This window comes from Serratia sp. CY32780 (assembly GCF_052169135.1).
Classification (GTDB): domain Bacteria; phylum Pseudomonadota; class Gammaproteobacteria; order Enterobacterales; family Enterobacteriaceae; genus Serratia; species Serratia sarumanii.
The window spans coordinates 58,756-71,050 of the sequence record NZ_JBJNLI010000005.1; the positions used below are offsets into that span (position 1 = coordinate 58,756).

The 12,295-nt window shown below is 61.3% G+C and carries 12 protein-coding genes; 9 read left to right on the forward strand and 3 right to left on the reverse strand.

Features of this window, described 5'->3' with window-relative positions; translation table 11 throughout:
- Positions 1–57: 57 nt before the first annotated feature.
- The 3 genes from grcA to ACJ8HH_RS19420 all read left to right on the forward strand — a co-directional run bounded on the left by grcA (position 58) and on the right by ACJ8HH_RS19420 (position 2,335).
- Positions 58–441 carry an autonomous glycyl radical cofactor GrcA gene (gene grcA, locus ACJ8HH_RS19410; RefSeq protein ID WP_004929114.1) on the forward strand — a complete coding sequence of 128 codons (384 nt, stop codon included), beginning with the start codon at positions 58–60 and terminating at the stop codon, positions 439–441.
- 183 nt (positions 442–624) lie between these two features.
- A complete protein-coding gene (locus ACJ8HH_RS19415; RefSeq protein ID WP_049194956.1) occupies positions 625–1,587 on the forward strand; it encodes a DUF2974 domain-containing protein in 963 nt (320 codons plus the stop codon).
- Complete coding sequence (locus ACJ8HH_RS19420; protein WP_060452016.1) at positions 1,580–2,335, forward strand: ankyrin repeat domain-containing protein; 756 nt, start codon at positions 1,580–1,582, stop codon at positions 2,333–2,335. The genes ACJ8HH_RS19415 and ACJ8HH_RS19420 overlap by 8 nt, the downstream gene beginning before the upstream one ends.
- Positions 2,336–2,390: 55 nt before the next feature.
- Here ACJ8HH_RS19420 and srmB read toward each other — a convergent pair whose 3' ends face one another.
- The gene (srmB, locus tag ACJ8HH_RS19425) at positions 2,391–3,710 is read right to left on the reverse strand and encodes an ATP-dependent RNA helicase SrmB (protein ID WP_039568581.1); all 1,320 of its coding nucleotides are present in this window, start codon (positions 3,708–3,710) and stop codon (positions 2,391–2,393) included.
- Positions 3,711–3,809: 99 nt separating this feature from the next.
- On the opposite strand from srmB, the gene trmN reads away from it, so the two are divergent.
- Entirely contained in the window at positions 3,810–4,589 is a 780-nt protein-coding gene (gene trmN / locus ACJ8HH_RS19430) for a tRNA(1)(Val) (adenine(37)-N(6))-methyltransferase TrmN (protein ID WP_039568577.1), read from the forward strand.
- A 38-nt stretch (positions 4,590–4,627) separates the two neighbouring features.
- On the opposite strand, the gene nadB is transcribed toward trmN, so the two are convergent.
- Entirely contained in the window at positions 4,628–6,229 is a 1,602-nt protein-coding gene (gene nadB / locus ACJ8HH_RS19435; RefSeq protein WP_170310565.1) for an L-aspartate oxidase, read from the reverse strand.
- 214 nt (positions 6,230–6,443) lie between these two features.
- Between nadB and rpoE the strand changes: the two genes are divergently transcribed.
- The 4 genes from rpoE to rseC are packed head-to-tail and all read left to right on the forward strand — an operon-like array spanning position 6,444 to position 9,135.
- Positions 6,444–7,019, forward strand: a complete 576-nt coding sequence (gene rpoE, locus ACJ8HH_RS19440; protein ID WP_004929136.1) for an RNA polymerase sigma factor RpoE — start codon at positions 6,444–6,446, stop codon at positions 7,017–7,019.
- A 30-nt stretch (positions 7,020–7,049) separates the two neighbouring features.
- Positions 7,050–7,703 (forward strand): anti-sigma-E factor RseA, encoded by a 654-nt coding sequence (gene rseA, locus ACJ8HH_RS19445; RefSeq protein ID WP_016929795.1) that lies wholly within the window; start codon positions 7,050–7,052, stop codon positions 7,701–7,703.
- The gene (gene rseB / locus ACJ8HH_RS19450) at positions 7,703–8,662 is read left to right on the forward strand and encodes a sigma-E factor regulatory protein RseB (protein ID WP_033635628.1); all 960 of its coding nucleotides are present in this window, start codon (positions 7,703–7,705) and stop codon (positions 8,660–8,662) included. The genes rseA and rseB overlap by 1 nt, the downstream gene beginning before the upstream one ends.
- On the forward strand, positions 8,659–9,135 hold the full coding sequence (gene rseC / locus ACJ8HH_RS19455; protein ID WP_033635627.1) for a SoxR-reducing system protein RseC: 477 nt from the start codon (positions 8,659–8,661) through the stop codon (positions 9,133–9,135). The genes rseB and rseC overlap by 4 nt, the downstream gene beginning before the upstream one ends.
- Here the strand turns inward: rseC and ACJ8HH_RS19460 are convergent.
- A complete protein-coding gene (locus ACJ8HH_RS19460) occupies positions 9,132–9,968 on the reverse strand; it encodes a hypothetical protein (protein ID WP_039568573.1) in 837 nt (278 codons plus the stop codon). The genes rseC and ACJ8HH_RS19460 overlap by 4 nt on opposite strands.
- Positions 9,969–10,487: 519 nt before the next feature.
- On the opposite strand from ACJ8HH_RS19460, the gene lepA reads away from it, so the two are divergent.
- Positions 10,488–12,287: a translation elongation factor 4 gene (lepA, locus tag ACJ8HH_RS19465; RefSeq protein ID WP_033648940.1), complete on the forward strand. Its 1,800-nt coding sequence runs from the start codon at positions 10,488–10,490 to the stop codon at positions 12,285–12,287.
- The last annotated feature ends 8 nt before the right edge of the window (positions 12,288–12,295 follow it).

Consider the following 12,295-nt stretch of genomic DNA (forward strand, 5'->3'; position numbering starts at 1 on the left):
CCAGAATTGGGTTTTCTCACGACGTGAATTTTTACGCCCTTGTACGGAGGCAACATAATGATTACCGGTATTCAAATTACCAAAGCGAACGACCAGGCGCTGGTGAATTCTTTCTGGCTGCTGGACGATGAAAAAGCGGAAGCTCGCTGCGTGTGCGCCAAGGCCAACTACGCGGAAGATCAGGTTGTCGCGGTGAGCGACCTGGGCCAGATCGAATACCGTGAAGTGCCGCTGGAAATGCAGCCGACCGTGCGCGTGGAAGGCGGCCAGCACCTGAACGTCAACGTGCTGCGTCGCGAAACCCTGGAAGACGCGGTCAAGCACCCGGAAAAATACCCGCAGCTGACCATCCGCGTGTCCGGCTATGCGGTGCGCTTCAACTCCCTGACGCCGGAACAGCAGCGAGACGTTATCGCCCGCACCTTTACCGAAAGCCTGTAATTTGCGGCGCAGTCAATCAGGGAGCTTCGGCTCCCTTTTCTGCGTTTGACGGCCGAAAATCGAACGCGGATCACATTCTGCACAAAGATAAGCATTTCTAATACAGAACTCATCCGACCTGCCGATAGCTAAATCAGCACCTATTCAGGTGCTCAATAAAAAGTCTATCGACAAGGAGTCGGCATGAGTATGCCTTTAAGTTTTACCTCTGCAGTATCCCCGGTGGCCGCGATCCCTACACCTCGCGCCGCTGCCGAGACGGCGACGGCGGCGCTGCCCGCGGCAACGCCGGCAAATCCGGCGCCGGTGGCCTCTCCCTCTCAGAACACGCTCAATGCGCAGAATCTGTTGAATACGCTGGTCGGCGATATCTCAGCGGCGGCGCCGACGGCGGCGGCAGCGCCGGGCGTGACGCGGGGGCAGCAATCGCAGGAGGGGGATTATGCGTTGGCGCTGTTGGCCAAGGACGTTTATTCACTCAATGGCCAGGGTGCCGCCGGGTTCAACCGCCTGAGCGACAGCGCGCTGCTCGGTTTTGGCATCGATCCCGCCAGCCTGCACGACGCGGGCAGCGGTTTCCAGGCCGGGATTTACAGCAACGACAAGCAGTATGTGTTGGCGTTCGCCGGCACCAACGACTGGCGCGACTGGCTGAGCAACGTGCGGCAGGCGACGGGCTATGACGATGTGCAGTACAATCAGGCGGTTGCCGCCGCCAAAAGCGCCAAGGCGGCCTTCGGCGATGCGCTGGTGATCGCCGGCCATTCGCTCGGCGGTGGTCTGGCGGCCACGGCGGCGCTGGCGACCGGCACCGTCGCGGTCACCTTCAACGCGGCCGGGGTCTCGGATTACACCCTGAATCGCCTGGGCATCGATCCGACGGCGGCGAAGAAAGATGCCGAAGCCGGCAGCATTCGCCGCTACAGCGAGCAATATGACATGCTGACCAGCACCCAAGAATCGACCTCGCTGATCCCGGACGCCATCGGCCACAACATCACCCTGGCCAACAACGATACCCTGACCGGCATCGATGACTGGCGGCCGAGCAAGCATCTGGATCGCAGCCTGACGGCGCACGGCATCGACAAGGTGATAAGCTCGATGGCGGAACAAAAGCCGTGGGAGGCGAAGGCCAATGCCTGAAGGGCGTCGCTTGCGGTGGGCGCTGGCGATAGCCTTACTGGCGCTGGTCGCGGTGACCGGTTTACTGATGATGGCTAAGGAGCAACAGATGGGGCAGGAGATTTCGCCGTTTGACGGCCACAGCAATCTGGCGCTGGCTCAGGCGGTGGCGCGCGGCGATACGCAGGGCATCCGTGCGCAGGCCACGCAGGATCGTTTGCGCGAGCGGGGCGATCGGCAGGTCACGCTGTTGCAGTGGGCGGTGCTTTCGCAGCAGCCGGATAGCGTGCAGGCGTTGCTGGATCTCGGCGCCGACCCGGCGGCGGCGGGGCTGGACGGCAACAGCGCGCTGCACACCGCGGCGATGTTGCAAGACGCGCAGTACCTGCGGTTGCTGCTGACCGAAGGGGCACCGGTGAACGTGCGCAATGCCGTTACCGGCGCCACGCCGCTCGCGGCGGCGGTGCTGGCCGGGCGCGAAGAGCAGCTGCGGCTGTTGCTGGCGGCCGGGGCGGACACCACCTTGAGCGATCGGCTGGGGGATACCCCGCTGCATCTGGCGGCGAAGATTAACGCACCGCACCTGGCGCTGCTGCTGCTGCAGGCCGGGGCCGATGCCCGGGCGCGCAACCAGCAGGGCGTTGCGTTCCAGTTTTATTTCTCGCAAACGCCGGCGCATTTGCAGAATGACGAGCTGAAGGCGCAGTTCCGCGAACTGGACAAATGGCTGCAGGGGCACCGCTTGGGCACGCACTACGCGCAGCCGTAAACGCCCATAAAAAAACCGCCTGTACAGGCGGTTTTTTCTTAGGCAGCGATGGTTATTACGCGTCGCCGGCCGGTTTGGCCTTCGCCTGACGGCGTTTGCCGACGTTTTTGGCGTCGCGATGGCGCACTTTTACCTTGGCCTTTTCTTTGTTCCTCGCTTTATCTTCCGCGCGTTTGGCCAGCACTTTCTTCGATGGCTTGCCGTTGCTCTTCTCGTTCGGCACCTTGGTTTTTGGCCGCAGTTCGTCGATCACGCGCGCTTTCAGCGGCTCGTTCAGGTAACGGCCCACTTTGCCCAGCAGCAGATGGTCGTGCGCTTCCACCAGCGAAATGGCGGTGCCTTTGCGCCCGGCGCGGCCGGTACGGCCGATGCGGTGTAGGTAGGTGTCCGCCGTGCGCGGCATGTCGAAGTTGAACACGTGGGTGATATCGAGGATATCCAGACCGCGCGCGGCAACGTCGGTGGCCACCAGCACGTTAACCCGGCCATCCATCATGCGTTTGACCGCTTCGTTGCGTTTGGCCTGCACCATTTCGCCTTCGAGATAGCAGGTGTTGATGCCCGCTTCGCGCAGCCAGGTGGCCAGCTCGTGCACGCGCTCGCGTTTGCGCACGAAGATCACCGATTTCTGCACGTCCGGCTGCTTCAGCAGGTGGATCAGCAGCGCGGTTTTGTGCTGCACGTCATCGGCGCGGTAGTACCACTGCAGGATCTTTTTGCGTTCGCGGCGCGACGGATCGGCCTCCACTTCCACCGGCTCTTTCAGAATGCGCTCGGCGAATTCGCGAATTGCTTCGCCTTCCAGCGTGGCGGAGAACAGCAGCGTCTGGTTGCGCCAGCGGGTTTCGGCGGAGATGGTTTCGATGTCCTGCGCGAAGCCCATGTCGAGCATGCGGTCGGCTTCGTCGAGGATCAGGGTTTCCACCGCGCGGCAGTCGAAGTTCTCTTCTTTAATGTATTGCAGCAAACGGCCGGTGGTGGCGACCACCACGTCCTGGTTTTCGCTGAACACTTCCGCGTGGTTCATGTAAGCGACGCCGCCGGTGATGGTGGCGATATCCAGCGAGGTATGAGCAGCCAATTCACGCGCCTGATCGGCGACCTGCATCGCCAGTTCACGCGTTGGCGTCAGGATCAGCACGCGCGGCGGGCCGGATTTTTTGCGCGGGAAGTCCAGCAGGTGCTGCAAAACGGGCAGCAGGAAGGCGGCGGTTTTGCCGGTGCCGGTCGGAGCCGAACCTAAGACGTCGCGCCCGTCCATCGCCGGCGGGATCGCAGCGGCCTGAATGGCGGTGGGGCGATCGTAGCCTTTGTCGCGCAGCGCGTCGATCAGGCGATCATCGAGTTCGAGTTCGGAAAAAGTGGTTGCTGTCATGGTCTACCTCTACTTGGGGCGCCGATTATAGACGGGTTGGCCGCGATCTTCACCTATTTAAGCGGAAAGCCGCTCTTTTCCCGCCGATCAGATTGCCTTATGCTACGCCAGTTTTATAGCCAGGTGGTGAGTGTGAGCAAGCGATCGAAAGCCGATTTTACCCCGCGCCGCGGGGGTTTTACCTTTAAACAATTCTTTGTCGCCCACGATCGTTGTGCCATGAAAGTGGGCACCGACGGGGTGCTGCTCGGCGCCTGGGCGCCGCTGGGGCAGGCGCGCCGGGTGCTGGACATCGGCAGCGGCAGCGGGCTGATCGCGCTGATGCTGGCGCAGCGCAGCGGCGACGAAGTGACCATTGACGCGGTGGAGCTGGACGAAGCCGCCGCCGGCCAGGCGCGCGAAAACGCGGCGGCATCGCCGTGGCCACAGCGCATCCGCGTGCATGCGCAGGATATTCACCATTATGCGCAGCGGCATGCCGCTGAGTATGATCTGATCGTCAGCAATCCGCCGTATTTCGAGCCGGCGGTGGCCTGCCGCGACCAGGCGCGCCACAACGCGCGCTACACCGAAACCCTGACGCACGAGGCGCTGTTGGCCTGTGCGGCACAGCTGCTGGCGGCGCAGGGGACGTTCTGCGTGGTGCTGCCGCACGATATCGGCGCCGAATTCGAACGCCTGGCGCAGCAAAGCGGCTGGCACACGGCGGCGAAAGTGAACGTCAGCGATCGGGCCGATACGCCGCTGCACCGGGTGCTGCTGGCGCTGACGCGGCGGGAAACGCCGCTGCGGGAGCAGGCGCTGGCGATCAAGCAGGCCGACGGCAGCTACACCGACGATTTCCGCCATTTGATCGCTGACTTCTATCTTTTCTACTGAAAAGAAAAGGGCGCCGATTAGGCGCCCTGTCGCAGCGTTTAAGGCTGCAAAATGGTCGGCAGCGCTTCCGGCAGCAGATCCGGGTAGTCCAGCGTGTAGTGCAGGCCGCGGCTCTCTTTGCGCGCCATGGCGCTGCGCACGATAAGCTCTGCCACCTGCACCAGATTGCGCAGCTCCAGCAGGTTGTTGGAGATGCGGAAGTGAGCGTAGTACTCGTCGATTTCCGCCTGCAGGGTGTTGATGCGGCGCAGGGCGCGCTCCAACCGCTTGGTGGTGCGCACGATGCCGACGTAATCCCACATGAACAGCCGCAGCTCGTGCCAGTTGTGCTGAATCACCACCCGTTCGTCCGCATCGTCCACCCGACTTTCATCCCAGTGCGGCAGCTGTTTGGCCTGCTGGATGAACGGCAGGCGCTGCAGAATGTCTTCCGCCGCCGACCAACCGTACACCAGGCACTCCAGCAGCGAGTTCGACGCCATGCGGTTGGCGCCGTGCAGGCCGGTATAGCTGACCTCGCCGATGGCGTACAGCCCGTCGAGATCGGTGCGGCCGTGCTGATCGACCATCACGCCGCCGCAGGTGTAGTGAGCCGCCGGGACGATCGGGATCGGCTGCCGGGTCAGATCGAAGCCCAGCGTCAGCAGCTTCTCGTGGATCATCGGGAAGTGCTGGGTGATGAACTCCGCCGGCTTGTGGCTGATGTCCAGGTACATGCAGTCGGCGCCCAGGCGCTTCATTTCATGGTCGATGGCGCGGGCGACGATATCGCGTGGGGCCAGTTCGCCGCGCGGGTCGAAATCCGGCATAAAGCGGCTGCCGTCCGGGCGCTTCAGGTAAGCCCCTTCGCCGCGCAGCGCTTCGGTCAGCAGGAAGTTGCGCGCCTGCGGATGGAACAGGCAGGTCGGGTGGAACTGGTTGAACTCCAGGTTGGCGACCCGGCAGCCGGCGCGCCAGGCCATGGCGATGCCGTCGCCGGAGGAGATGTCCGGGTTGGTGGTGTATTGGTATACCTTGGCCGCGCCGCCGGTCGCCAGCACCACCGTTTTGGCGCGGTAGGTTTCCACCCGCTCCAGCTCGCGGTTCCAGACGTACGCGCCCACCACTCGGCGCGTGCCCGGCAGGCCGATTTTGTTCGAGGTGATGAGGTCAACCGCGTTGCGGCGCTCCATCACGCAAATATTGGGGTGAGCGCTTGCTTTCCCCACCAGCGTGGTCTCTACTTCCTTACCGGTCGCGTCCGCGGCGTGCAGGATGCGGCGATGGCTGTGGCCGCCTTCGCGCGTGAGGTGATAATGCTCCTCGCCCTGCGCGTTGACCTCGGTATCGAACAGCACGCCCTGATCGATCAGCCACTGCACGCAGTGGCGCGCGTTGCCGGCGATGAATTCGACGGCCTCTTTGTCGCACAGGCCGGCGCCGGCAATCAAAGTGTCATCAACGTGTGAGGCAATGCTGTCCGTCTCATCGAACACCGCGGCGATCCCGCCCTGGGCGTAAAAGGTGGCCCCCTCGCTGAGCGGCCCCTTGCTGAGAACGGTAACCTTGCAATGCTGTGCCAGGCGCAGCGCCAGTGACAGGCCCGCAGCGCCGCTGCCGACGATCAGTACATCGCTTACATGTTCAGATGATGGTTGCATAACGTATGATGTGTGCAGAAGAAGAGTGAATTTCATGTTAGCCTAACTGTCCGGGCAAAAGCCACGGATAGGGTGACATCAACAGAAAAAACAATGGCGATATGGAACTTCGTGTTCTATATGAACTCCAAGCGAGTGCTTGCTCAGGAAAATAATGTATGGCTGGCAGTACAATTTTACGCGTGGAGACGGATTTGGGGAGAGTTTACCTCGGATGAGCGAGCAGTTAACGGATCAAGTTCTGGTCGAGCGGGTCCAAAAGGGCGATCAGAAATCGTTTAACCTACTGGTAGTGCGCTATCAGCATAAGGTGGCGAGTCTCGTTTCCCGCTATGTGCCGCAGGGCGATGTGCCCGATGTGGTGCAGGAGTCGTTTATCAAGGCCTATCGCGCACTGGAATCGTTCCGTGGCGACAGCGCTTTTTATACCTGGTTGTATCGAATCGCCGTGAACACGGCAAAGAATTATCTGGTTGCTCAGGGGCGCCGTCCGCCATCCAGTGATGTGGACGCCAACGATGCGGAAAATTACGAAAGTGCGGGCGCACTGAAAGAAATTTCGAACCCTGAGAACTTAATGTTGTCAGAAGAGCTGAGACAGATAGTTTTCCGTACCATTGAGTCGCTCCCTGAGGATCTTCGCATGGCGATTACCCTGCGGGAGTTGGATGGTCTAAGCTACGAAGAGATAGCCGCCATCATGGATTGCCCGGTCGGAACCGTACGTTCGCGTATTTTCCGCGCCCGGGAAGCTATCGATAATAAAGTTCAACCGCTGATCCAGCGTTAGCAATGGCGGGCACAGGAAGGGTACTTAGGCATGCAGAAAGAAAAGCTTTCCGCTCTGATGGATGGTGAATCGTTCGACAGCGAGCTGTTGAGTTCTCTGTCGCAAGATCGAACGCTTCAACAAAGCTGGCAGAGCTATCACCTGATACGTGACACACTGCGAGGTGATGTCGGGCAAGTGATGCATCTCGACATCGCCGATCGCGTAGCCGCTGCACTTGAGAAAGAACCCGCCCGGCTGGTGCCTTCCGCCGTTCAGGAATCTCAGCCGCAGCCTCACACCTGGCAGAAAATGCCGTTCTGGGACAAAGTGCGTCCCTGGGCGAGCCAGATTACGCAAATCGGTATGGCGGCCTGCGTGTCGCTGGCGGTGATCGTCGGCGTGCAGCAGTACAACCAGCCTTCTGCGCCATCGAACGCGTCCGAATCGCCGGCCTTCACCACGCTGCCGATCATGGGCCAGGCCTCGCCGGTCAGCCTGGGCGTCCCGGCCGACAGTTTCTCCACCGGCAGCGGCCAACAGCAGCAGGTGCAGGAACAGCGCAAGCGCATCAACGCCATGCTGCAGGACTATGAACTGCAACGTCGCCTGCATTCGGATCAGCTGCAGCTTGAGCAAGGCAACCCGCAACAGGCCGCCATTCAGGTTCCCGGAACTCAGTCTTTAGGAATGCAACAGCAGTAATGAAGCAAATCTGGTTCTCCGTTTGTTTATTGACGGGCAGCCTGCTCTATTCCAGCATCGCCCCGGCGCAGCCAACTGCGTCCGGGGCGTTATTGCAACAGATGAGCAGCGCCAGCCGTTCTCTCAATTACGAGCTCGCCTACATCAGCATCAGCAAGCAGGGAATCGAGTCGTTGCGCTATCGCCATGCGGTGATCGGCAACGTGCCGCTCGGCCAGCTGCTGCATATGGACGGCCCGCGCCGCGAAGTGTTGCAGCGCGGCGGCGGGATCAGCTACTTCGAGCCTGGCCTGGAGCCGTTCACGCTCACCGGCGATCACATCGTCGATGCGTTGCCGGCGATCGTCTATGCCGATTTCACCCGCCTGGCCAAGTACTACGACTTTATCTCCGTGGGCAGCACCCGCATCGCCGATCGGCCGTGTGAAGTGCTGCGCGTGGTGGCGCGCGACGGTTCCCGCTACAGCTATATCGTCTGGATGGACGAGGACACCAAGCTGCCGCTGCGGGTGGATCTGCTCGATCGCGACGGCGAAACGCTGGAGCAATATCGGGTGATCTCCTTCGCGGTCGGCGCCGACGTGCAGGGCGCGATGCAGGGGCTGCTCAAAGCCAACCTGCCGCCGCTGCTGTCGCTGCCGGCGGTAGAAAACGTCAAGCTCAGCTGGAGCACCGGCTGGCTGCCGGCCGGGGTGGACGAGGTGGCGCGCAATCGCCGAAAATTGCCGAACGTCGCCGTGCCGGTTGAATCCCGGCTCTACAGCGACGGCCTGTTCAGCTTCTCGGTCAACGTCAGCCCGGCGGGCAGCGGAGCCGGGCAGCAATACTACCGTCAGGGGCGCCGCACCATTCAGACCGAAGTGCGCGCGGGCAACGAAATCACTATCGTGGGCGAATTGCCGCCGGCTACGGCCAAGCGCATCGCCGACAGCATTTCTTTCAAGGTATCGCCGCAATGATGAAAGAGTGGGCCACGGTGGTTTCGTGGCAACAGGGCGTAGCGCTGCTGCGCTGTGAACCCAAGGCCGGCTGCGGCAGCTGCACCGCGCGTTCCGGCTGCGGCGCGCGCGCGCTGAACGAGCTGGTGCCGGAAACCGAGCATCAGCTGCAGGTGCATATCGATCAGCCGCTCGAACCGGGGCAGCGCGTTGAAGTCGGCATTGCGGAAGGCAGCCTGCTGCGCTCCGCCATGCTGGTTTACCTGACGCCGCTGCTGGGCATGATGCTGGGCGGCACGTTGCTGCAATATTGTTTCGGCAGCGACGCCTCGGCGGCCGTCGGCGCCGTACTGGGCGGCGCGGCGGCCTTTATGCTGGCGCGTCGGTTGGCCCGGCGTCTGGGCGAGCAGGCCGATTATCAGCCGGTGGTGCTGCAGATTGGGTTGCCGCCTACCGCGATGCGCATGCAGGCGGAAAATTCCCCGCTGATTTAAACCGACGGCCGCGTCATCGCCGGGTTGTGATAGGCGGGGATGCGGTTGTGGATCATATGCTCCAGCAGCGCGATGAACAGATCGGCGCTGAGCAGCGAATCGTAGTTAATCGCGAACAGCACATTTCCCTGGCCGTCGAGCAAGCGGATGCCGCGCTGCGGATGGTTTTCCACCGCGCGGATCTGCTCGAGCGGCACGTTGCCCCGCTCCGTGGTCAGCAAGGTGGCGCTCAGCCGCAGCGTTTCGGTCGGCGTGCCTTGCCGCTTGCCGAGCAGCAGTTGCCACAGCCAGCGCGCGTCGCCCTCAACGGTGTGAAACGACACCGTCTCCCCTTGATAGAGCGCATTCAGCGCCAGCGGCCCGCGCTGCTGCAGCTGTTGGTCGACGATCACGTCTGCCAGCCGCCACGAATGGGCGACATTGCTGAAAACCGTACACCAGGGCTGATCCACGCCGGCGCGGAACGCCGTGACGTCAAACAGCCCGCCAAAAGCCTGGCCGCCGCGAAAGCGATAGATATCGCCGATCTTCTCAAACGGGATGAAGCGCTCTTTGTGATGGTGGCCGTCAAAGACCCGCACGCCGTGCTCGTACAGGCGATAGGTCAGCGTCGGACGCAGATAATGCCGCAGCGCCAGCAGCGTACAACCGAGTAAAATCGTGCCCGCGCCGGCCTGCAATAGCGTGATGACCTCGCTCTCATCAATGCTGCTCAGCAGCGGCAGCACCAACAGCGCCGCCCCCGCGCTAAACAGCAGCGCCGCCGCCGCCAGAATGCCCCAGTTGACCTTTGAAAAATCGTGCCGGCTCAGCATTTGCCCTTTATCGATCATAATGCACCTTCCAATCAACGTACGGAGATATGCTGGTGAACCCCGGTGGGCTGCCGATGTAGTGCCCTGAATAATGTTTTGTCGCGGAGTTCATGCCCTTTCTATCCGAGGGGCGGTGGTGGCGTATATGGGGTTTTTCCTAAAGGAAGATGGGTGAGATGGAAATCTAAGAGGTTGATCCAAATATTCTTTTTTTATAATTTCGGAGAGGGTTTATTGCGCTGCGGCCGGTTATGTATTAGCGCCGGAGTTTGGCGGCCACGAATCACCGGCAAGCCTTGGGTTCAGGCCGTATCGTCCGCGTTAACATCTGTTTTCACCCGCCGGGGCGCCCTGTAACATTTAGCGGCGCATAATAGAATGCCTTCACTGCACCGATCGCTAGGTTTTCAGTGGTGTGGCATGTAGAATGCAGCGATTCAGGTGCAAGACGGCCTAACCCATTCACTGTCGCTTTAGGTCCATGCGGGTTTCTATAGGCGAGTAATTCAGAAATACCAAGGCAGAAAAACTTTTATAATGAAGCATATACGAAATTTCTCCATTATTGCCCATATTGACCACGGTAAGTCGACGCTGTCTGACCGCATTATCCAAATCTGCGGCGGCTTGTCTGACCGTGAAATGGCCGCGCAGGTGCTCGATTCCATGGATCTGGAGCGCGAGCGCGGCATCACCATCAAAGCGCAGAGCGTGACGCTGGATTATAAGGCGCTGGATGGGCAGACCTATCAGCTCAACTTTATCGACACCCCCGGCCACGTTGACTTCTCCTATGAAGTTTCCCGCTCGCTGGCGGCCTGCGAAGGCGCGCTGCTGGTGGTGGACGCCGGTCAGGGCGTCGAAGCCCAGACGCTGGCCAACTGCTACACCGCGATCGAAATGGATCTGGAAGTGGTGCCGGTGCTGAACAAAATCGACCTGCCCGCCGCCGATCCGGATCGCGCCGCACAGGAAATTGAAGACATCGTCGGCATCGACGCCACCGATGCGGTGCGCTGCTCGGCCAAAACCGGCGTCGGCGTGCCCGACGTGCTGGAGCGTCTGGTGCGCGACATCCCGCCACCGCAGGGCGATCCGGATGCGCCGCTGCAGGCGCTGATCATCGACTCCTGGTTCGATAACTACCTGGGCGTCGTGTCTCTGGTGCGCGTCAAGAACGGCACGCTGCGCAAGGGCGACAAGATCAAGGTCATGAGCACCGGCCAGGTGTACAACGCCGACCGCCTGGGCATCTTCACGCCGAAGCAGGTCGATCGCGACGTGCTGAACTGCGGCGAAGTGGGCTGGCTGGTCTGTGCGATCAAAGACATCCTCGGCGCGCCGGTGGGCGATACCCTGACGCAGGCGCGTCAGCCGGCGGATAAAGCGCTGCCGGGCTTCAAGAAAGTGAAGCCGCAGGTGTACGCCGGTCTGTTCCCGATCAGCTCCGACGATTATGAGTCCTTCCGCGATGCGCTGGGCAAGCTGAGCCTCAACGACGCCTCCCTGTTCTACGAGCCGGAAAGTTCCACCGCGCTGGGCTTCGGCTTCCGCTGCGGCTTCCTCGGCCTGCTGCACATGGAGATCATTCAGGAGCGTCTGGAGCGTGAATACGATCTGGATCTGATCACCACCGCGCCGACGGTCGTCTACGAAGTGGAAACCACCGGCAAAGAAGTGATCTACGTCGACAGCCCGTCCAAGCTGCCACCGTTGAACAACATCCAGGAACTGCGCGAGCCGATCGCCGAATGTCACATGCTGATGCCGCAGGAATACCTGGGTAACGTCATCACCCTGTGCGTCGAGAAGCGCGGCGTGCAGACCAACATGGTCTACCACGGCAACCAGGTGGCGTTGACCTATGAAATCCCGATGGCGGAAGTGGTGCTCGACTTCTTCGACCGCCTGAAGTCCACGTCGCGCGGCTATGCGTCGCTGGATTACAACTTCAAGCGCTTCCAGGCCTCCGACATGGTGCGCGTGGACGTGCTGATCAACAACGAGCGCGTGGATGCGCTGGCGCTGATCACCCACCGTGACAACTCGCAGTACCGCGGCCGTGAACTGGTGGAGAAGATGAAAGATCTGATCCCGCGTCAGCAGTTCGACATCGCGATTCAGGCGGCGATCGGCACGCACATCATCGCGCGTTCCACCGTGAAGCAGCTGCGTAAAAACGTGCTGGCGAAATGCTACGGCGGTGACGTCAGCCGTAAGAAAAAGCTGCTGCAGAAACAGAAAGACGGTAAGAAACGCATGAAGCAGGTCGGCAACGTCGAACTGCCGCAGGAAGCGTTCCTGGCCATTCTGCACGTCGGTAAAGACGGCAAGTAACCGCGACG